This is a genomic window from Stutzerimonas chloritidismutans (genome assembly GCF_038562055.1).
Classification (GTDB): domain Bacteria; phylum Pseudomonadota; class Gammaproteobacteria; order Pseudomonadales; family Pseudomonadaceae; genus Stutzerimonas; species Stutzerimonas chloritidismutans_A.
In genome coordinates, this window is the sequence record NZ_JBCFXD010000001.1 from 730,905 (window position 1) to 751,918 (window position 21,014).

Annotated in this window: 20 protein-coding genes; 4 read left to right on the forward strand and 16 right to left on the reverse strand. The window is 56.4% G+C overall.

All coding sequences use genetic code 11. The features are described 5' to 3' along the window. Nucleotides 1–6: 6 nt before the first annotated feature. From atpG to rpmH, 16 genes are all read right to left on the reverse strand, one after another. Complete coding sequence (gene atpG / locus AAGW23_RS03250; protein WP_319300416.1) at nt 7–870, reverse strand: F0F1 ATP synthase subunit gamma; 864 nt, start codon at nt 868–870, stop codon at nt 7–9. A gap of 50 nt (nt 871–920) precedes the next feature. Beyond that, nucleotides 921–2,465 (reverse strand): F0F1 ATP synthase subunit alpha, encoded by a 1,545-nt coding sequence (atpA, locus tag AAGW23_RS03255; protein WP_045422988.1) that lies wholly within the window; start codon nt 2,463–2,465, stop codon nt 921–923. Between the two features lie 15 nt (nt 2,466–2,480). Further along, on the reverse strand, nt 2,481–3,017 hold the full coding sequence (locus tag AAGW23_RS03260; RefSeq protein ID WP_342404914.1) for a F0F1 ATP synthase subunit delta: 537 nt from the start codon (nt 3,015–3,017) through the stop codon (nt 2,481–2,483). A gap of 12 nt (nt 3,018–3,029) precedes the next feature. Continuing rightward, nucleotides 3,030–3,500, reverse strand: a complete 471-nt coding sequence (locus AAGW23_RS03265) for a F0F1 ATP synthase subunit B (RefSeq protein ID WP_102837649.1) — start codon at nt 3,498–3,500, stop codon at nt 3,030–3,032. A gap of 93 nt (nt 3,501–3,593) precedes the next feature. Beyond that, nucleotides 3,594–3,821 (reverse strand): F0F1 ATP synthase subunit C, encoded by a 228-nt coding sequence (gene atpE, locus AAGW23_RS03270; RefSeq protein ID WP_102837650.1) that lies wholly within the window; start codon nt 3,819–3,821, stop codon nt 3,594–3,596. 69 nt (nt 3,822–3,890) lie between these two features. Next, a complete protein-coding gene (atpB, locus tag AAGW23_RS03275; protein WP_102837651.1) occupies nt 3,891–4,763 on the reverse strand; it encodes a F0F1 ATP synthase subunit A in 873 nt (290 codons plus the stop codon). A gap of 14 nt (nt 4,764–4,777) precedes the next feature. Then, a complete protein-coding gene (locus AAGW23_RS03280) occupies nt 4,778–5,176 on the reverse strand; it encodes an ATP synthase subunit I (protein WP_342404915.1) in 399 nt (132 codons plus the stop codon). A 134-nt stretch (nt 5,177–5,310) separates the two neighbouring features. Continuing rightward, the gene (locus AAGW23_RS03285; protein WP_342404916.1) at nt 5,311–6,183 is read right to left on the reverse strand and encodes a ParB/RepB/Spo0J family partition protein; all 873 of its coding nucleotides are present in this window, start codon (nt 6,181–6,183) and stop codon (nt 5,311–5,313) included. Nucleotides 6,184–6,192: 9 nt separating this feature from the next. After that, on the reverse strand, nt 6,193–6,981 hold the full coding sequence (locus tag AAGW23_RS03290; RefSeq protein WP_159969473.1) for a ParA family protein: 789 nt from the start codon (nt 6,979–6,981) through the stop codon (nt 6,193–6,195). A gap of 18 nt (nt 6,982–6,999) precedes the next feature. Continuing rightward, nucleotides 7,000–7,641, reverse strand: a complete 642-nt coding sequence (rsmG, locus tag AAGW23_RS03295) for a 16S rRNA (guanine(527)-N(7))-methyltransferase RsmG (protein ID WP_425540806.1) — start codon at nt 7,639–7,641, stop codon at nt 7,000–7,002. Between the two features lie 5 nt (nt 7,642–7,646). Further along, nucleotides 7,647–9,539 (reverse strand): tRNA uridine-5-carboxymethylaminomethyl(34) synthesis enzyme MnmG, encoded by a 1,893-nt coding sequence (gene mnmG / locus AAGW23_RS03300; RefSeq protein ID WP_342404918.1) that lies wholly within the window; start codon nt 9,537–9,539, stop codon nt 7,647–7,649. A 600-nt stretch (nt 9,540–10,139) separates the two neighbouring features. Beyond that, the gene (gene mnmE / locus AAGW23_RS03305) at nt 10,140–11,507 is read right to left on the reverse strand and encodes a tRNA uridine-5-carboxymethylaminomethyl(34) synthesis GTPase MnmE (RefSeq protein WP_342404919.1); all 1,368 of its coding nucleotides are present in this window, start codon (nt 11,505–11,507) and stop codon (nt 10,140–10,142) included. Between the two features lie 68 nt (nt 11,508–11,575). Continuing rightward, on the reverse strand, nt 11,576–13,252 hold the full coding sequence (yidC, locus tag AAGW23_RS03310) for a membrane protein insertase YidC (RefSeq protein WP_342404920.1): 1,677 nt from the start codon (nt 13,250–13,252) through the stop codon (nt 11,576–11,578). 2 nt (nt 13,253–13,254) lie between these two features. Continuing rightward, nucleotides 13,255–13,500 (reverse strand): membrane protein insertion efficiency factor YidD, encoded by a 246-nt coding sequence (gene yidD, locus AAGW23_RS03315; protein ID WP_342404921.1) that lies wholly within the window; start codon nt 13,498–13,500, stop codon nt 13,255–13,257. After that, nucleotides 13,493–13,885 carry a ribonuclease P protein component gene (gene rnpA / locus AAGW23_RS03320; protein WP_342404922.1) on the reverse strand — a complete coding sequence of 131 codons (393 nt, stop codon included), beginning with the start codon at nt 13,883–13,885 and terminating at the stop codon, nt 13,493–13,495. Before rnpA ends, yidD begins: the two co-directional genes overlap by 8 nt. A 17-nt stretch (nt 13,886–13,902) precedes the next feature. Further along, entirely contained in the window at nt 13,903–14,037 is a 135-nt protein-coding gene (rpmH, locus tag AAGW23_RS03325; RefSeq protein ID WP_019340723.1) for a 50S ribosomal protein L34, read from the reverse strand. A 513-nt stretch (nt 14,038–14,550) separates the two neighbouring features. On the opposite strand from rpmH, the gene dnaA reads away from it, so the two are divergent. Genes dnaA through gyrB form a run of 4 tightly spaced genes read left to right on the forward strand, consistent with a single transcriptional unit; the run spans nt 14,551 to nt 20,693 of the window. Next, on the forward strand, nt 14,551–16,017 hold the full coding sequence (gene dnaA / locus AAGW23_RS03330; RefSeq protein ID WP_342404923.1) for a chromosomal replication initiator protein DnaA: 1,467 nt from the start codon (nt 14,551–14,553) through the stop codon (nt 16,015–16,017). Between the two features lie 37 nt (nt 16,018–16,054). Further along, nucleotides 16,055–17,158, forward strand: coding sequence for a DNA polymerase III subunit beta (gene dnaN / locus AAGW23_RS03335; RefSeq protein ID WP_342404924.1), 1,104 nt, complete (start codon nt 16,055–16,057; stop codon nt 17,156–17,158). 11 nt (nt 17,159–17,169) lie between these two features. Then, entirely contained in the window at nt 17,170–18,282 is a 1,113-nt protein-coding gene (gene recF / locus AAGW23_RS03340; RefSeq protein ID WP_342404925.1) for a DNA replication/repair protein RecF, read from the forward strand. Then, complete coding sequence (gene gyrB / locus AAGW23_RS03345; RefSeq protein ID WP_342404926.1) at nt 18,279–20,693, forward strand: DNA topoisomerase (ATP-hydrolyzing) subunit B; 2,415 nt, start codon at nt 18,279–18,281, stop codon at nt 20,691–20,693. The genes recF and gyrB overlap by 4 nt, the downstream gene beginning before the upstream one ends. Nucleotides 20,694–21,014: the final 321 nt, after the last annotated feature.

The window sequence follows — 21,014 nt, forward strand, 5'->3', positions numbered from 1 at the left end:
CCGTTCTTAAACCGCGGCAGCGCCGCCGACGATTTCCGAAATTTCTTGCGTGATCGCAGCCTGACGGGCCTTGTTGTAGACCAGTTGCAGGTCGCTGATCAGCTCACCGGCGTTGTCGGTTGCGTTCTTCATGGCGATCATCCGGGCAGCCTGTTCGGCGGCACCGTTTTCGACCACGGCCTGGTAGACCTGGGATTCGACATAGCGAACCAGCAGCGCGTCCAACAACACGCGAGCGTCGGGTTCGTACAGATAGTCCCACTTACCTTTCGGCGCGGTCTGATCGTCGCTCGCGGCCAACGGCAGCAACTGAGCTACGGTCGGCTTCTGCGTCATGGTGTTGATGAACTTGTTCGACACCAGGTAGAGACGGTCCAGACGGCCTTGATCGAAAGCATCCAACATGACTTTGACGCTGCCGATCAGATCATTGATCGACGGCTCTTCGCCAAGTCCGTTGACTGCCGCGACCACGTTGCCGCCAAAGCTGCGGAAGAAGCTCGCACCCTTGTTACCGATCACACACAGGTCAGCTTCGACTTTACTGTCGTGCCATTCCTTCATGTTCTTGATCAGCGCCTTGAACAGGTTAGTGTTCAAGCCGCCGCATAGGCCACGATCGGACGACACAACGATGTAGCCGACACGCTTGACCGGGCGCTCAACCATGAACGGATGACGGTATTCAGGGTTGGTATTGGCCAGGTGGCCAATAACCTGCTGGATCCGCTCCGCATAGGGACGGCTGGCAGCCATGCGCATCTGTGCCTTGCGCATCTTGCTGACCGCCACCTTTTCCATGGCGCTGGTGATCTTCTGCGTGCTTTTGATGCTCGCAATCTTGCTGCGAATCTCTTTTGCGCCTGCCATTTGACACCTATCGGGTTAGCAAGCGGGAGCCTCGCGGCTCCCGCTGCGGCTTACCAGGATTGGGTGGCCTTGAACGACTCAATACCGGCTTTGATGCCTGCATCGATTTCGTCGTTGAAGTCGCCCTTCACGTTGATCTTGTCCAGCAGAGCAGCATGCTCATGATGGAAATAGGCAATCAACGCCTGCTCGAAGGCACCAACCTTGGCTACTTCGATGTCCTGCAGGAAGCCACGCTCGGCTGCGTACAGGGACACCGCCATGTCGGCAATGGACATCGGCGCGTACTGCTTCTGCTTCATCAGCTCGGTGACACGCTGACCATGCTCGAGCTGCTTGCGGGTCGCTTCGTCCAGGTCAGAGGCAAACTGGGCGAAGGCCGCCAGTTCACGGTACTGAGCCAGTGCGGTACGAATACCACCGGACAGCTTCTTGATGATCTTGGTCTGAGCGGCGCCACCGACGCGGGATACCGAGATACCGGCGTTAACGGCCGGACGGATACCAGCGTTGAACATCGACGACTCGAGGAAGATCTGGCCGTCGGTGATCGAAATCACGTTGGTCGGAACGAACGCAGATACGTCACCAGCCTGGGTTTCGATGATAGGCAGAGCGGTCAAGGAACCTGTCTTGCCAGTCACGGCGCCATTGGTGAACTTCTCGACGTACTCTTCGGAAACGCGCGAAGCACGCTCCAGCAGACGGCTGTGGAGATAGAAAACGTCACCTGGATAGGCTTCGCGTCCTGGCGGACGACGCAGCAGCAGGGATATCTGACGATAGGCGACAGCCTGCTTGGACAGATCGTCATAAACGATCAGTGCGTCTTCGCCGCGATCGCGGAAGTATTCGCCCATGGTGCAGCCGGCGTAAGGTGCCAGGAACTGCAGCGCAGCGGATTCGGAAGCCGAAGCGGCGACGATGATGGTGTTGGCCAGTGCACCGTGCTGTTCCAGCTTGCGCACCACGTTAGCGATGGTCGACTGCTTCTGACCGATGGCCACGTAGACGCACTTGATGCCGCTGTTGCGCTGGTTGATGATCGCGTCGATGGCCAGAGCGGTTTTACCGATCTGACGGTCGCCGATGATCAGCTCGCGCTGACCACGACCGACCGGGATCATCGCATCGACCGACTTGTAGCCGGTTTGAACCGGCTGGTCGACCGACTTACGCCAGATCACGCCCGGTGCGACTTTCTCGACAGCGTCAGTTGCCTGAGCATTGACCGGGCCCTTGCCGTCAACGGGGTTGCCCAGAGCGTCAACGACGCGACCCAGCAGTTCCGGACCAACCGGAACTTCCAGCACGCGACCTGTGCACTTGGCGCTCATGCCTTCGGTCAGGCTCTGGTACGCGCCCAATACAACGGCACCTACAGAGTCCTGCTCCAGGTTCAGGGCCATGCCGAATACGCCACCGGGGAATTCGATCATCTCCCCGTACATCACGTCGGCCAGGCCGTAAATGCGCACGATACCGTCGGAAACGCTGACGACGGTACCCTCATTGCGTGCTTGAGCAGACACATCGGAGCTGCCGATGCGCTGCTTTATGATTTCACTAATCTCGGAAGGATTCAGTTGCTGCATGCCACGACCCTCAAATCAGGATTTCAACGATTCGGCCAACTGGCTCAGTTTGCCGCGGACCGAACCGTCGACAACCACATCGCCGGCGCGGATAACAACGCCGCCGATCAGCGCAGGGTTCACGACCTGCTGGGGGTTGACGGTACGATCTAGCCGCTTCGACAAGGCGGCAGCCAAAGTTTGGAGTTGCACAGAGGTCAGCTCGAAGGCCGTCTGCACTTCAACGTCGAGTGTCTTTTCGGCCTCAGCCTTGAGTTCCTCGAACAGCTCCCGAATAGTCGGCAACACATCCAGACGATCGTTATCGCCGAGTGTGGAGACGAAGTTTCGGAATGCTTCATCGATATCGCTACCGAACAGCTGAACCAATGTTTGGACCTTGCTTTCGCTGGTCAGACGTGGGTTCTTAAGCAGTTCGGTAACTTGGGGAACGTCAACAGCGACCGCAGCCAGGCTCAACATGCCCGACCAGGCATCAATCCGGCCAGTCGCGCTGGCAAACTCGAAAGCGGCCTTTGCATATGGCCGAGCAAGCGTCTGGGTATTGATCATCGCTTGCCTCGCTTAGAGTTGGGAGGCCAGTTTTTCGACCAGATCGTTGTGTGCCTTGGCGTCCACCTGGGACTCCAGAATCTTCTCCGCACCCATGACAGCCAACACGGCTACCTGGTTACGCAGTTGCTCCTTGGCACGATTCACTTCCTGCTCGATCTCGGCGCGGGCGCCGGCTACCAGTCGCTCGCCTTCGGCGCGCGCCTGTTGCTTGGCATCCTCAACGATGGCGTTGGCTTGCTTATTGGCTTGCTCAAGAATCTGGGCAGCTTGCCCCTTGGTCTCACGGAGAGTGTTGGAAACCTTTTCCTGAGCCAACTTTAGGTCTTGCTGCGCACGGCCTGCGGCGTCCAGTCCTTCGGCAATTTTCTTCTGGCGTTCTTGCATGGCCTTGGTGATCGGCGGCCATACGTACTTCATGCAGAACCAGACGAAAATAGCGAAGGCGAACGTTTGACCGAACAGCGTCAAGTTAATGTTCACAGCGATATACCTCGTGCTATCTCGTTCGACGCGGTTGTCAATTCCACGGCAACGGGGCTCGCCAAGCGAACCCCATCAGGAACCGGAAAAGTCTTAAGCAGCGACAACGAAGATGAGGTACATCGCGATACCAACACCGATCATCGGTACGGCGTCGAGCAGACCTGCCATCAGGAAGGTCTTGGTTTGTAGCTGAGGAGCCAGCTCGGGTTGACGAGCAGTGGATTCCAGCAGCTTACCGCCCAGCAGAGCGAAGCCAATGCCAGTGCCCAGGGCACCCAGACCGATCATGAGAGAGGCGGCGATGTAGACGAGTTCCATGTAAAGCTCCTGAAGCTAAGGGTTAAGGTTTTCTTGGTAAAACGAAACGCGTAGAACCGGTTTTAACTGTTACGGCGTGAGTTCGGCATGACTGTGGTCTTCATGCGCAGAGCTCAGGTACACCACGGTCAGAACCATGAAGATGAACGCCTGCAGCGGGATCACCAGAATGTGGAAGATCGCCCAGGGTACATTCAGGGTCCACTGCACGTAGAACGGCAGCAGCGCGATAAGGATGAATACCACCTCACCGGCATACATGTTGCCGAACAGTCGCAGAGCCAGGCTCAACGGCTTGGTCAGCAGACCGAGGATTTCGAGGAACAGGTTGAACGGCACAAGCGACCAGTGATTGAACGGCGTGAAAGCCAGTTCCTTGGTAAAGCCACCGAAGCCCTTGACCTTGAAGCTATAGAACAGGATGAGGATGAACACGCCAAGCGACAGACCGAACGTACCATTCGGGTCCGCAGTCGGAACGATCTTGAAATACGGCAGGCCCAACATGCTCGCCAGACCCGGAATGTAGTCGACCGGAATCCATTTCAGGCTGTTCATCAGGAACACCCAAACGAAGATGGTCAGGGCCAGCGGCGCGATCAGCGCGTTGCGACCATGGAAGGTATCTTTCACCACGCCTTCGACAAACTCCACGCACATCTCGACGAAGTTCTGCAAACGGCCTGGGGTACCCGCAGTAGCACCCTTGGCCGCCATACGAAACACCAGCACGAAGATGAGTCCCATGAACAGCGACCATCCGAGCGTATCGAGATGGACGGCCATGAAGCCCATATCACGCGCTTCCACGCCCGAATGAGCGATGGTCCAAGTAGCCTGGTCGACGACCGAGCCGTCTGCGCGTACGTAACCTTCCGGCAGTTTTCCGTAGGTCAGATTCTGCAGGTGATGCTGGATGTATTCCGCCGGGGTACTCGCCATAAACGCCTCAGTGCTCAATGCTTCGGATTATTTTTCATCAGCAGGAGGGCGCTCGCTCCAGCGCCCAGAACCATCAGGTAACCGACGAACAATGCCCCCGGTTGCAGCGGTTTCACTCCTACAAACACCAGCGCAAACAACGCTGCTGCCAGAATCTGCTTACCCATTTCTCCAGCCCACAGGGACTGAACAATGGCTGTGGTCGAGCGCGCGCCAAAATAGCGAAACGCCTTAAACGCAAAGTACAGGTTGGCCAGTAATGCAATCAGGCCACCCAACAATCCCGAATAGCCGGCAACCATACCAAAAAACAGACCGCATGCTACGCCTGCGCCTAACGCAACGAACGCCTGTACGGCTAACACACGTACTACAGGCAACCGATGGAGAGGTGTCTTGTTGCGTATATTCACCGTGCATCCATCGAAAAAGATCGTTAGCTGTTCAGCTCGACCGCGGTCAAAAAAGCGCCGCGAGTATAGGAGCAGCCCATTCCGCGTTCAACCTTCAGGTAGCACTTTCTGACCGGCACTACATAAACTTTGTATCAGCGAATGTGCGCAAGTACGCCCTGCAACTCATCCAGCGAACTGTAACGGATTACCAGCTGCCCCTTGCCCTTCTCACCGTGCTTGATTTGCACCGGTGAGCCCAGACGTTCAGCCAGGCGCTGTTCCAAACGGACAATATCGGGATCGCTTTTTGGCTCGGTTTTGGTGCTTTCCGGCTTGCTCAGCCACTGCCTTACCAGCGCTTCGGTCTGGCGTACGGTCAGACCGCGTGCGACAACATGCCGCGCGCCTTCGACCTGCTGGTCGGCAGGCAGTCCAAGCAAAGCCCGGGCATGCCCCATTTCCAGATCGCCATGCGCGAGGAGCGTCTTGATTTCCTCCGGCAGTGCAATCAGACGCAGCAAGTTGCTAATGGTCACACGGGATTTACCCACCGCGTCCGCGACCTGCTGCTGTGTCAGCTGAAACTCCTGCTGCAGTCGCTGAAGCGCAACGGCTTCCTCGATAGGGCTGAGGTCCTCGCGCTGAATGTTCTCGATCAGTGCCATGGCGATGGCTGCTTCGTCGGAGACTTCCCGAACCATGGCAGGTATTTTGTCCAGGCCAGCCTGCTGACTCGCACGCCAGCGCCGTTCTCCAGCGATAATTTCGTAGCGGCCAGAGCCAATCGAGCGAACCACGATGGGTTGCATTACACCCTGGGTACGGATCGAGTTCGCCAGTTCGTCGAGGGTGACCGGGTCGATGTCGCGGCGAGGCTGATACTTGCCCCGCTGGATAACGTCGAGCGGCAAATGTTGCAGCTCATGCACATCAGCTTGAGCAGCATCCTCTTGTATGGCCGCCACATTGGCGCCACCGAGCAGGGCATCCAGACCCCGTCCTAGGCCTCGTTTTTTGGTCGCCATGAAGTTTCCTTATGCGGTTGCGCTGCGGGCGGCTCGACGCTGACGGCGCGACAACTCGCCCGCCAGCGCCAGGTAAGCCAAGGCGCCCTTGGATTGCTTGTCATAGACCAGCGCCGGCATGCCATGGCTGGGGGCTTCTGCCAGGCGTACATTGCGTGGAATCACGGTGTCATAGAGCTTCTCACCGAAGTGCGCTTTCAGCTGCTCGGTGACATCGTTGGTCAGGCTGCTGCGGGGGTCATACATGGTGCGGAGCAAACCCTCAATCTTCAGCGACGGGTTCAGCGCCTGACCAATACGCTGAATCGAATTGACCAGATCTGACAGGCCTTCGAGCGCGTAGTACTCGCATTGCATGGGAATGATCACACCATCGGCGGCCGTCAGCGCGTTGATCGTCAGCATCGAGAGCGAGGGTGGGCAATCGATGAGGATGTAGTCGTAATTCTCGCGCACCGGGGCCAGCGCTTCGCGCAAGCGGTGCTCTTTGGCCGGGAGGTTCAACAAGGCAACTTCAGCAGCCGTCAGGTCGCGGTTGGCTGGTAGCAACTGATAACCGCCGTGCTCAGAGAACTGCATGGCATCGACCAAGCTGCACTCACCAATCAACACGTCGTAAATCGAATACTCCAATGCCAACTTATCCACACCGCTGCCGGTGGTGGCGTTTCCCTGTGGATCAAGATCGATCAGCAGCACGCGACGACGCGTTGCCACGAGCGAAGCCGCCAGGTTGATACAAGTGGTGGTCTTGGCGACACCGCCTTTCTGGTTGGCGATGGCAAATACTTTAGCCATGGTCAGTGTCTGTCCGGGTCATGAAGTGCGCCGCAGTATCAGCAGATGGCGTTGCCCTTGGCAACCTGGAACCTTCAGTACTACACAGCTCTGCAGCTGGAAGTCCGTCGGAAGCGCCTGCAGCTCATCGTCCGGTTGCACGCCTTTCATGGCGAGCCAGCGGGAATCTTTATCGCCGAGATGGCGAGTCCAGTTGGCAAAATCCTCTAGGGAGCTGAACGCCCGCGAGGTGATATCAGTGAACGGCTGCGGCGGTCTGAACTGCTCGACGCGGCTGTGGACAACATCGACATTGGCGAGTTTCAACTCCAGCTTCACCTGGGTGAGAAAGCGGGTCTTCTTGCCGTTGGAGTCAAGCAGGGTGAAGTTGCGCTCGGGAAACATGATCGCCAGAGGAATTCCAGGCATACCGCCCCCGCTTCCGACATCGAGCCAGCGGGCGCCGCCCTGTTCGGCGTGGGGCACAACGCTCAGGCTGTCGAGCAGGTGGCGAGAGACCATCTCGGCCGGGTCGCGCACGGCGGTCAGGTTGTAAGCTTTGTTCCACTTGTTCAGCAGTGCCAGATAAGCCATTAGCTGCTGTTGCTGAGCGCTGCTCAGGTCGAGCCCCAGCTGCAACGCCCCTAGTCTGAGCTCATCGGCATGATCAACCAGATCCATAGCCATCAAGCGCTCTGCTCCAGCTTTTGCCCAGCGCTGCGCTTTTTCAGATGAATCATGAGTAGCGACACCGCTGCCGGCGTGACGCCAGGAATCCGAGAGGCTTGCCCAAGGGTTTCAGGCCGTGCCTGCGAAAGCTTGTGCTGGATCTCTTTGGAAAGTCCGGAAATACCTGAGTAATCCAGCTCAGCTGGCAGCGCGATGGATTCGCTGGCCCGTATGCGGAGAATCTCGTCCTGCTGGCGGTCGATGTAGCCGGCGTACTTGGTCTTGATCTCAACCTGTTCGGCGACTTGAGGATCTTCGGCTCCGCCGCCGGTGAGCTGCATGAGGCCCCGATAATCGATTTCCGGCCGCGCCAAGAGGTTCAGCAGGTTGTACTCATGGGTAAGCGGGGTCCCGAATCGCTCGGCAATCGCATCGCCCTGCTCGGTTCCCGGGCGAACCCAGGTGCCCTTCAAACGTTGTTCTTCCTGCACGATACTCTCGCGCTTGCGTTCGAATGCAGCCCAACGCACGTCGTCGACCAAGCCCAACTCGCGGCCTTTTTCGGTCAACCGCAAATCAGCGTTGTCCTCCCGCAGAATCAGCCGGTATTCGGCGCGTGAGGTGAACATCCGATACGGCTCCTGCGTCCCGAGCGTGATCAGGTCATCGACCAGCACGCCGAGATACGCTTCGTCCCGACGAGGACACCAGCTGTCCAACCCTTTCGCGCGCAGCGCAGCGTTGGCGCCAGCGAGCAGCCCCTGGGCACCAGCTTCTTCGTAACCGGTGGTGCCGTTGATCTGCCCTGCGAAGAACAGCCCACCAATCACTTTGGTTTCCAGGCTGTATTTCAAATCACGTGGATCGAAATAGTCGTATTCGATGGCGTAGCCGGGCCGCACGATGTGCGCCTGCTCCATGCCACGAATGCTTTGAACGATCTGCAACTGCACGTCAAAAGGCAACGACGTCGAGATGCCGTTTGGATAGAGTTCATGGGTCGTCAGGCCTTCCGGCTCGATAAAGACCTGATGGCTGTCCTTGTCGGCGAAACGATGAATCTTGTCCTCAATCGACGGGCAGTAGCGCGGGCCGACACCCTCGATAAGACCAGAATACATCGGTGATCGATCAAGGTTGGCGGCGATTATTTCGTGAGTGCGGGCATTGGTGTGCGTGATCCAGCAACTCACCTGCCGTGGATGCTGCGCTGCCTCACCCAGAAACGACATGGGAGGAATCGGCGTATCGCCTGGTTGCTCGGTCATTACTGAAAAATCGACGCTGCGGCCATCGATTCGCGGAGGCGTTCCGGTCTTAAGACGGCCTACCCGCAGGGGCAACTCGCGTAAACGTTTGGCCAAGGCTATCGAAGGGGGATCGCCGGCCCTACCGCCAGAGTAATTCTGCAAACCAATGTGGATAAGTCCACTAAGGAAGGTGCCGGTTGTGAGGACAACCGATTCAGCTAGGAAGCGCAGTCCCATCTGGGTAACGACACCCTTGACCTGATCGGACTCAACGATCAGGTCGTCGGCTGCCTGTTGAAATATCCACAGGTTCGGCTGGTTTTCCAACACTTCGCGCACAGCAGCCTTGTACAACACCCGATCAGCTTGAGCGCGCGTCGCCCGTACGGCCGGCCCTTTGCGGCTGTTGAGCACCCGGAATTGAATGCCGCTCAGGTCGGTTGCAGTTGCCATGACGCCACCGAGAGCGTCGATTTCCTTCACCAAATGACTCTTGCCGATGCCACCAATGGCTGGATTGCAGCTCATCTGTCCCAGCGTTTCGACATTGTGGGTCAGCAAGAGTGTTTTTACGCCGATTCGAGCTGCTGCGAGCGCAGCTTCGGTACCGGCATGGCCGCCGCCGATAACGATGACGTCAAAACGGGAAGGGAAATCCACCACGCACCTCGTGCCTGTTTGGTTGAGTCTCAGGAAGCTCGCCAGTATAGGCACTAGGAGAGCGCGAAAGAAGGCCTCTGAACAAAAAATGATCAGTTGCAGCGCCCCTTGCTCAAGAGACGGCCTTAATAGATAAAAAAGAGAAATGATTTAAAGCTTATTTTTATGTTTATAAATACGCAGCGCATATCTGTGGATAGAACGCTGAAACGCCTATGTGACGAGGGTTACAGCCGGAAGAAATGCTGTGTTCAGCAGCCGTACAAGCGGTGGAACCCCGGTTGACACCCTGTGTATGGAATAAGACTTTATCCACAGGCGCCTGTAGCAGTCGCTTTACGCACTGCTTATTGACCGAGCTTAGGCAGGGTTTTCCACAGAGCTTAAGCATCGTCTCTTTGTGCAAACTGCCAGACACGCTGCGCTGAAAACAACAAAATGGCAGGGATGGGGAGGATTTTAGGGGAGCAGGCGGACATGCCCTCCAACTGAAGGGCTGATGTCGAACTGGAATGCTGGGGGTGGCTGTGGGAGGTCGCCCCCTCAGGACCGGATAGCGTTCAGGTAAGGTTTGAACGCCACAGCGTGGCTAGAGACCGACTATTTGCCGATGCAGAAGCTGGAGAAGATACGGCCAAGCAGATCGTCGGAACTGAATGCCCCGGTGATCTCGCCAAGTGCCTGCTGAGTTTGACGAAGGTCTTCAGCCAGGAGCTCACCTGCGCCTGCCAGCGTTAACTGAGCATGACCATGGTCAAGGTGCTCGGCAGCCTTGCGCAGCGCGTCCAGGTGCCTGCGTCTTGCGCTAAATGCGCTCTCCGCGGTTTGGTCATAGCCCATACAGTGCTTGAGATGCCCACGGAGCAATTCAAGCCCGTCACCTGAGCGAGCCGACAGGCTGAGCGTGGTATGCCCATCTGGGGCGACTGAGATACTGACGGCGTCACCCGTTATATCGGCCTTGTTGCGAATCACTGTTGTCTTCGCTGGGTCTGGTCTGGTTAGAAGCAGACCCGGCCACAGCGCTTCATTATCGTCAGTAGACGCCGCACTTGCATCGACAACCAGCAGTACCCGGTCGGCATCCTCTATGGCTTTGATGGCCCGATCCACGCCGATTCGTTCCACCTGGTCCTGCGTATCACGCAGCCCGGCGGTATCGACGACGTGCAACGGCATCCCATCAATCTGGATATGCTCTTTGAGTAGATCTCTTGTGGTGCCGGCAATGTCGGTCACGATTGCCGCCTCACGCCCTGCCAGAGCATTGAGCAAGCTCGATTTGCCGGCGTTGGGTCGGCCTGCAATGACCACGTTCATACCCTCACGCAGCAGTGCGCCCTGCCCTGCCTCCCGAAGAACTGTGGATAACTCGTCGCGAACTTGCTCCAGCAGCGCTAGCACTCTGCCGTCTGCGAGAAAATCGATTTCCTCTTCTGGAAAATCGATCGCGGCTTCGACGTAGATGCGCAGCTGCACCAGGCTTTCAGTGAGGTGATGCACGCGCCGGGAGAAATCACCCTGAAGGGAGCGCACGGCATTGCGCGCTGCTTGCGCCGAACTCGCTTCGATAAGGTCCGCGATCGCCTCTGCCTGGGCCAGGTCCAGCTTGTCGTTGAGGAACGCTCGTTCGCTGAACTCGCCGGGACGAGCAGGCCGGATGCCGAGCTCTATGCAACGCTGCAACAACATGTCCATGACGACGGGGCCGCCATGACCTTGAAGTTCCAGAACATCTTCACCGGTAAACGAGTGGGGGCCGGGGAAGAACAGCATCAATCCCTCATCGATCACTTCACCATCATCGGCATGGAAGGGGCCGTAGTGGGCATGTCTTGGAACCGGCTCGCGACCGCTAAGCGTGATCGCGACGGCTTTGGCTCGGGGGCCGGAAACGCGCACAACCCCGATCCCTCCACGGCCGGGTGCAGTGGCGACGGCAGCGATGGTTTCGCGATCTTGGCTCATCAAAACTCTCCCAGGTATCGATAATGCAAAACGCCCCAATTAAGGGGCGTTCTGTTCACTTCGACGGATCAGGTTGCGCTGGCAGTCTGTCCGGTGATCTTGCGGGTAATGTACCACTGCTGCGCGATCGACAAGCAGTTGTTAACGACCCAGTACAGCACCAGGCCTGCCGGGAACCAGAGGAAGAAGAAGGTGAAGATAATTGGCAGCAGCTTCATCACCTTGGCTTGCATCGGGTCCGGTGGCGTAGGGTTCAATTGCTGCTGAATAAACATGGTCAGGCCCATGATGATCGGCAGAATGAAGAAAGGGTCTTTGATCGACAGGTCTGTGATCCAGAACATCCAGGGCGCCTGGCGCATTTCGACGCTTTCCAGCAGAACCCAGTACAACGCGAGGAAGACAGGCATCTGGACCAGGATCGGAAGACAGCCTCCCAGCGGATTGATCTTCTCCTTCTTGTACAGCTCCATCATCGCCTGGGACATCTTTTGGCGATCATCGCCAAACTGTTCCTTGAGCGCTTGCATTTTAGGCGAAACGGCCCGCATGCGCGCCATTGATCTGTAGCTGGCCGCCGAGAGAGGGAAGAACGCCAACTTGATGACAATGGTCAGCGCGATGATCGACCAGCCCCAGTTACCCAATAGTGCATGGATGTTCTGTAGCAGCCAGAAGATCGGCTGGGCGATAAACCAAAGAATGCCGTAATCGACGGTTAGACGGAGACCGGGCGACAGCTCTTCCAGCTGGTCCTGACTTTTCGGACCGGCGTACAGGGTAGCGTAAGTCTCGCCCTGACTACCCGGTGCAACCGAAACAGCGGGACCCGTGAAGCCGATGATGTAATTGCCCTGGCTATCCTTGCGTGTCTGTACCAGATTGGTCTGATCAGGCGCTGGAATCCATGCGGTCACAAAGTAGTGCTGCAGCCATGCAATCCAGCCTCCTTCGACGGTCTTCTTCAGACTCTTGTCGTCCATGTCTCCCATGGAAACCTTGGTATACGGCTCGTCTTTGGTCCAGAGCGCCGCGCCCAGGTAGGTTGCAGTGCCAGTTGCGGTGCTGGAGGACGGATCCTTGCTGTCATCCCGTTTCAGCTGGCCGAACATGTGGCCGGTCCACGCTTGATCGCTTTGGTTGTCGATCAGATAGCGCACGCCAAGATCGTAGTCGCCTCGTTTGAAGGTGAAACGCTTGGTGTAGTTGACGCCGTCTGCACTGTAATTCAGATCAACGACCAACTGGTCTTGGTTCTCGGCTAGCTGGTACTGCTGTTGCTCGCTGCTGTACAGCGGACGTCCAGTGGCCTTATCCGGACCGTCACCAATCAAACCGCTCTGGGCTTCATAGGTGCGCTCGCCACTACGTTCGAACAATTGAAACGGTACATCTGGACGGTCCTGACGACGCGGAAACTCGGGCAAACGCAGATCGACGATGTCGCCGCCCCGTGGATCAATCGCGAGGTCCAGCACGTCAGTGCGTACATGGATCAACTGAGCGCTGGCCTGGGCGTCGGCAACTGCGTTCGCTGAAGGTTCAGTACTCACGGCAGGGATATCTCCCTGCGCATTCTCTACAGCGCCAGTGACTGGAACAGTAGGTAGCTGCGCGGCCGAAGACTGCTCCTGGCGCGTTTCGTCAGGAATAACGGTCTGACCGTAGTCCTGGTTCCACTGCAAAACCATCAGGTAAGCAACGACTGCCAGGGCGACAAGCAGGATCGAGCGTTTGATATCCATGGTTACTCGGTCATCGATGATGAATTGGAGGGGGTGTTGGAAGGCACGGGATCATAGCCGCCCGGATTCCATGGATGGCAACGGCCAAGCCTGCATAGGCTCAGCCAGCCACCGCGCAGCAAGCCATGAGTTTCAATGGCCTCTTGTGCGTAGCAGGAGCAACTTGGGTAGAAACGACAGTGGCTGGCCATCATCGGACTGATGGCGTACCGGTAGAATCTAATGGGGACGAGTGCGAGCTTACGCATCAGCTACGTTGCTCTGGACCTGCTTGATGTCCGGCGCTGGCGTACGTGCCAAACGTCGCCAGAGTTTGGCAAATTGCTTTGCCAGTTCTGGATTATCCAGTTCCGCAAGGCCCTTGCGTGAGATCACCACGATGTCCCATCCCGTCAACTCCATCTGGTGGAGACGAAAGGTTTCACGCAGTTGCCGCTTGATGCGATTGCGTTCTACCGAGAGCTTGACGCTCTTCTTGCCAATTACCAGTCCGATTCGCGGATGTGGCAACTGATTTTCGCGCACCAGTAGCAGGACGTTCCTGCCCGGTAACTTGCCGTCAGGGGAGTCGAAGACAGCCTTGAACTGGCTCGGGGTGAGCAGACGCTTTTCCCGACCGAAGTCTCGACTCACTACCTGTTCCGACGTCTTCAGACTGCCAGACGCTTACGACCTTTGGCGCGACGACGCGAAAGGACGGCACGACCGTTCTTGGTGGCCATGCGGGCACGGAAACCGTGGGTGCGAGCGCGCTTGAGGGTGCTGGGTTGGAAAGTGCGTTTCATGATGCGTTACCTGGTGATCCGTTGCGGGCCGGAATGGCCCCCTTTTAAGAGACCGGCGATTGTAGAGAAGCCGCGCGGTGAGGTCAATTTCCAACCAGCGCCATTCATTCAGAAATTAATAGATAGAGAAAGAAGTTAAAGCTCTTCTTAATGCAGTGCTTATAGATGGTGGCACCATTTTCTGTGGATAGGTTCCTGTAGCCGCCGCAGCGCATGGCATACAGCGCTCCTAAACCTTCTGTGGAAACGGTGCGTTTGCCGTGTAAAGACACTGCGTTTCCTGTGGATAGAAGCGAAAGTTATGCACACCCCCAGATTACCGCCCGCTGTACACAGGCTTTTCCAATGGGCTCAGTCTTGTTTATCAACAGACCTCAGGAGGCTGGGTTCACCGATCGCCAAGCGTGGTTCAATGGTTGGTCGCCCACATAACTGTCCTTTGACTGTGGATAAGTGAGTGCTGCAAGGCTACAATAAGCTCCGTTTTAAGCGTTACAGCAGCTAGGAGAGTCCGTGTCGGTGGAACTTTGGCAGCAGTGTGTTGACCTCTTGAGAGATGAGCTGCCGGCCCAGCAATTCAACACTTGGATTCGTCCGCTTCAGATCGAAGCTGACGGAGATGAATTGCGGGTCTATGCCCCGAACCGATTCGTTCTCGATTGGGTCAACGAGAAATATCTTTCGCGCTTGATGGAGCTGTTGTCAGAACGTGCCACTGGAGCCGTGCCTGCAGTGTCTCTGCTGATAGGCAGCAGGCGGGTGGCTGCTTCACGGCCAACTGTCGGTTCCGTTCCTCGTTCGCAGGCGCAGGTTGGCGCTCCTGCCGCTGCTGCGCCGCCTGCAGCTTCGTTCAGCGAACCGATAGTTATGCCATCCGCTGAACCTATGGCAGCGCCTGCACCTAGCGCACCGGCGCGGCCCGCCGAACGCAACGTACAGGTCGAAGGTGGGCTCAAGCACACCAGTTATCTCAATCGCACCTTTACTTTTGAGAATTTTGTCGAAGGCAAGTCCAACCAACTGGCACGGGCAGCTGCCTGGCAGGTGGCCGACAATCCCAAGCATGGCTACAACCCGTTGTTTCTGTATGGCGGCGTAGGCCTTGGCAAGACTCACTTGATGCATGCCGTTGGCAATCATCTGCTAAAGAAGAACCCTAACGCCAAGGTGGTCTATCTGCATTCCGAGCGGTTCGTTGCGGATATGGTCAAGGCTCTGCAGCTCAACGCGATCAATGAGTTCAAACGCTTCTATCGGTCGGTGGATGCCTTGTTGATTGACGACATACAGTTCTTCGCCAAGAAAGAACGATCGCAGGAAGAGTTTTTTCACACGTTCAACGCGTTGCTCGAAGGTGGCCAGCAGGTAATTCTCACCAGTGATCGTTACCCTAAAGAAATTGACGGGCTCGAAGAGCGATTGAAGTCCCGCTTCGGCTGGGGGCTGACTGTGGCCGTAGAGCCGCCGGAGCTAGAGACCCGTGTGGCGATCCTGATGAAAAAGGCTGATCAGGCCAACGTCGAGCTTCCGCATGATGCTGCGTTCTTCATAGCCCAGCGCATTCGTTCGAATGTTCGGGAACTGGAAGGAGCTTTGAAACGTGTCATCGCCCATGCTCATTTCATGGGACGTGACATTACCATCGAGCTGATTCGCGAGTCGTTGAAAGATCTGCTTGCGCTGCAAGACAAGCTCGTGAGTGTTGATAACATTCAGCGCACAGTCGCGGAATACTACAAGATCAAAATATCGGACCTCCTTTCGAAACGACGCTCGCGTTCGGTCGCGAGGCCCCGCCAGGTCGCGATGGCTTTGTCCAAAGAACTCACCAATCACAGCTTGCCGGAAATCGGCGACGCCTTTGGTGGGCGCGATCACACGACGGTGTTGCACGCCTGTCGTAAGATTGCCGAACTTCGTGAATTGGATGCTGATATTCGCGAAGACTACAAGAATTTGCTGCGTACTTTGACAACCTGAACAGACTGCGGCCATTTAATAGGCAAGGGACCAGACCATGCATTTCACTATTCAGCGCGAAGCCTTGTTGAAACCTCTGCAGCTAGTGGCCGGCGTCGTCGAGCGTCGACAGACTCTACCGGTGTTGTCGAACGTCTTGCTGGTGGTCCAGGATCATCAGCTGTCGCTTACCGGCACTGATCTTGAGGTCGAGTTGGTTGGTCGTGTCGCCTTGGAGGATGCATCCGAGCCAGGCGAGATTACAGTGCCCGCGCGTAAACTGATGGACATCTGCAAAAGCTTGCAGCCTGATGCGCTTATCGATATCCGGCTGGATGATCAGAAGATTGTGATCAAATCCGGGCGCAGCCGCTTTTCGCTTTCAACTTTGCCGGCGAATGATTTTCCTACCGTTGAGGAAGGGCCTGGCTCGCTGAATTTCAGCGTTAACCAAGGCAAGATGCGTCGTCTGATTGAGCGTAGCAGCTTCGCCATGGCACAGCAGGATGTGCGTTATTACCTGAACGGTATGCTGATTGAGGTTTCGAGTGGAATGTTGCGTGCCGTCGCAACTGACGGACATCGTTTGGCGATGTGTTCGATGCAGGCCGGCATCGAACAGCCCGACCGCCATCAGGTGATCGTTCCCCGCAAGGGCATCCTCGAGTTGGCACGGCTTCTCACGGATCAGGACGGTGAAGTGAGTATCGTGCTTGGCCAACATCACATTCGCGCCACCACAGGCGAATTCACTTTTACCTCCAAACTTGTTGATGGGAAATTTCCTGACTATGAGCGTGTGCTGCCCCGCGGCGGTGACAAATTGGTGGTAGGTGAACGCCAGACGCTGCGTGAAGCGTTCAGCCGCACGGCCATTCTTTCCAACGAGAAGTACCGTGGTATCCGGCTGCAGTTGGAATCCGGTTTGTTGAAAATTCAGGCGAACAACCCTGAGCAGGAAGAAGCGGAAGAAGAAGTCGCGGTGGACTATACCGGCGGGGCTTTGGAAATAGGCTTCAACGTCAGCTATCTGCTTGATGTGCTGAGTGTCATGACAACTGATCAGGTCCGGCTGATTCTGTCCGATGCGAACAGCAGTGCCCTGCTTCAGGAGTACGACAACGACGACTCGGCCTACGTTGTTATGCCGATGCGCCTGTAATCCTTTATTGAATGTCCCTTAGCCGCATCTCCGTCACCGGCATTCGCAATTTGCAGCCGGTGACGCTAAACCCTTCCCCTCGAGTCAATATTCTCTACGGTGATAACGGTAGCGGGAAAACCAGTCTCCTCGAGGCTATCCATCTTCTTGGAATGGCTCGTTCGTTCCGCAGTACACGTCTAACTCCTGTCATTAGTCATGATCAGTCCAATTGCACAGTTTTTGGTCTGGTCGAGATGGCTAATGGTCAGTCAAGTGCCTTGGGTATATCCCGCGATCGCAACGGCGAAGCGCGCATCCGGATTAATGGACAGAGCGTTCGAAGCGCAACGGAATTAGCAGAAGCCTTACCGTTACAGCTGATCAATCCGGACAGCTTCCGCTTGCTTGAGGGTGCGCCCAAGCTCCGCCGCCAGTTTCTGGATTGGGGCGTGTTTCACGTGGAACCCCGCTTCATTAAGGCATGGCAGCGTCTCCAGCAGGCCCTGAGGCAACGTAACTCGTGGCTGCGACATGGTACACTTGACCCCGCTTCTCAGGAGGCCTGGAGCCGCGAATTAAGCGCTGCGAGCGATGAAATCGATGGGTACAGGCAGGCTTATATTCAGGCGCTGAAGCCGATATTCGAGGTCACTTTAGCTACGCTGTTAAACCTCGAAGGTTTTCAGCTGAGCTACTACCGCGGTTGGGATAAAGGCCGTTCTCTGAATGAAGTGCTTTCGGCTTCAATCGAACGCGACAGGCTCATGGGGCACACCCAGGCGGGACCTCAGCGGGCTGACCTTAGATTGCGAATTGCTAACCATAACGCGGCGGAGACTCTCTCTCGCGGCCAGCAGAAGCTGGTTGTGTGCGCGTTGCGGATTGCTCAAGGTCATCTGGTTAGTGAAGCCAAGCGCGACCAGTGTATCTACCTGGTCGACGACCTACCGTCCGAATTGGACGATCAGCACCGGCTTGCGTTGTGCAGGTTGCTTGAACAGCTGAATTGCCAGGTATTTATCACCTGTGTCGATTCGAACATATTGCGAGAAGGCTGGCGTTACGACACGCCGGTCTCAATGTTTCACGTGGAACATGGAGCGATAGTCCAGGACCACGGCCCCTCGGGAGTGAAGGCATGAGCGAAAACCACACGTACGATTCGTCCAGTATCAAGGTGCTCAAGGGCCTTGATGCCGTACGTAAGCGCCCCGGCATGTATATCGGCGATACGGACGATGGAACTGGTCTGCATCATATGGTCTTCGAAGTCGTCGATAATTCGATCGATGAGGCGCTGGCAGGTCACTGCAGCGATATTTCGATCACCATTCATGTCGATGAATCGATCAGCGTTCGTGATAACGGTCGTGGCATTCCGGTAGACATTCACGAAGAAGGCGTGTCTGCAGCGGAGGTCATCATGACTGTCCTGCACGCAGGCGGTAAGTTTGACGACAACTCTTACAAAGTTTCCGGCGGCCTGCATGGCGTGGGCGTTTCAGTAGTGAACGCCTTGTCGGAGGAGCTGATTCTGACAATTCGCCGGGAAGGTAAGGTTTGGGAACAGACTTACTGCCACGGCGTACCGCAAGCGCCGCTCGCTGCAGTCGGAGAAACCGAAGATTCGGGAACTGAAATTCACTTCAAGCCCTCGGCCGAAACCTTTCAGAACATTCATTTCAGCTGGGATATTCTTGCCAAGCGGCTGCGCGAATTGTCATTTCTGAATTCCGGCGTCGGGATCATATTGCGCGACGAGCGTAACGCCAAAGAAGAGTTGTTCAAGTACGAAGGTGGGCTGAGTGCCTTCGTGGCCTATCTCAATACCAACAAGACGCCGGTCAATGAAGTGTTCCACTTCAATGTCCAACGCGACGATGGTGTAGGTGTCGAGGTGGCGCTGCAGTGGAACGATAGCTTCAACGAAAATCTACTGTGCTTCACCAATAACATTCCCCAGCGCGACGGTGGAACCCATCTGGCCGGTTTTAGATCGGCGTTAACGCGCAACCTGAATAACTACATCGAACAGGAAGGGTTGGCCAAGAAGCACAAGGTTGCTACGACGGGTGATGATGCGCGCGAAGGCCTGACCGCGATCATTTCGGTCAAGGTGCCAGACCCGAAATTCAGCTCGCAGACCAAGGACAAGCTGGTCTCGTCCGAGGTAAAGACTGCCGTAGAGCAGGAGATGGGTAAGCACTTCGGGGATTTTCTGCTCGAGCATCCCAACGAGGCGAAGGCGGTAGTTGGCAAGATGATCGATGCTGCGCGAGCACGTGAAGCAGCACGCAAAGCGCGCGAGATGACTCGGCGCAAGGGCGCTTTGGACATCGCCGGCCTCCCCGGCAAGCTAGCCGACTGCCAGGAAAAGGACCCTGCCCTTTCCGAACTTTACATAGTGGAGGGTGACTCCGCGGGCGGTTCTGCCAAGCAGGGCCGCAACCGCAGGACCCAGGCCATCCTGCCGCTTAAGGGCAAGATCCTCAACGTCGAGAAAGCTCGTTTCGACAAGATGATTTCCTCGCAGGAAGTGGGCACCCTCATTACGGCACTCGGCTGTGGTATCGGTCGCGAAGAGTACAACATCGACAAGTTGCGCTATCACAACATCATCATCATGACCGATGCCGACGTTGACGGTTCGCACATTCGGACACTGCTACTGACGTTCTTCTTCCGCCAGCTGCCTGAGCTAATCGAGCGTGGTTACGTCTATATCGCACAACCGCCGCTCTACAAGGTCAAGCGCGGTAAGCAAGAGCAGTACATCAAAGACGACGAGGCGATGGACGAGTACCTGACCCAGTCGGCTCTGGAAGACGCCAGCCTGCACGTCAACGAGCACGCGCCGGGCTTATCCGGCGAGGCGCTGGAACGTCTGGTCAACGACTATCGTACCGTGATGAAAACCCTGCAGCGTCTTTCGCGTCTTTACCCGCAAGAGCTGACCGAGCATTTCATCTACCTGCCCAGAGTGACTGTCGAGCAGTTGGGTGATCACGCAGCGATGCAGGCCTGGCTAGAACCATACGCCGCGCTGCTGAAAGGCGTCGAACGATCTGGGCTGGCTTACAAGGCAAGCCTGCGGGAAGACAAGGAGCGGAATCTGTGGCTTCCAGAGGTTGAGATCATCTCGCACGGGCTCGCGAGCTATATCACCTTCAATCGTGATTTCTTCGGCAGTAACGACTACAAAACAGTTACTGTGCTGGGCGACAAGCTGAACAGCCTTCTTGAAGAAGGAGCCTATGTACAGCGTGGTGAGCGCAAGAAGCCGGTTACCACATTCAAGCAAGCACTTGATTGGTTGATGACCGAAGGCACGCGCCGTCACAGTGTTCAGCGATACAAGGGATTGGGCGAAATGAACCCTGATCAGCTGTGGGAAACCACGATGGATCCGGCGGTTCGGCGGATGCTCAAGGTCACCATTGAGGATGCCATTGCCGCGGACCAGATCTTCAATACCCTCATGGGGGACTCTGTAGAGCCACGTCGTGAGTTCATCGAATCGAATGCACTGGCTGTCTCCAACTTGGACTTCTGATAAAAGAAGAGAAGAGTAATCATCGAAAGCAGTACTAAGAAACCCGGCCTCGGCCGGGTTTTTTGTTTCACGTGGAACGTCGCCGTTCCGCCGAACATATAGTTTCGTTTAATCGTCCTGCTGCTTTTAATCAATTTTCCGGAACCCCCTCTGGCTCTTAAGCTAACTCCATCTAGATTCAACTGCTTCCTTTAATGAGCTTCTGAGTAAGGGGTAATCAACATGCTCGACAGCAACCTGAAATCGCAACTGAAAACCTACCTGGAAAAGGTCACCCAGCCGTTCGAGATCGTCGCGTCCCTCGGTGACGGCGCCAAGTCC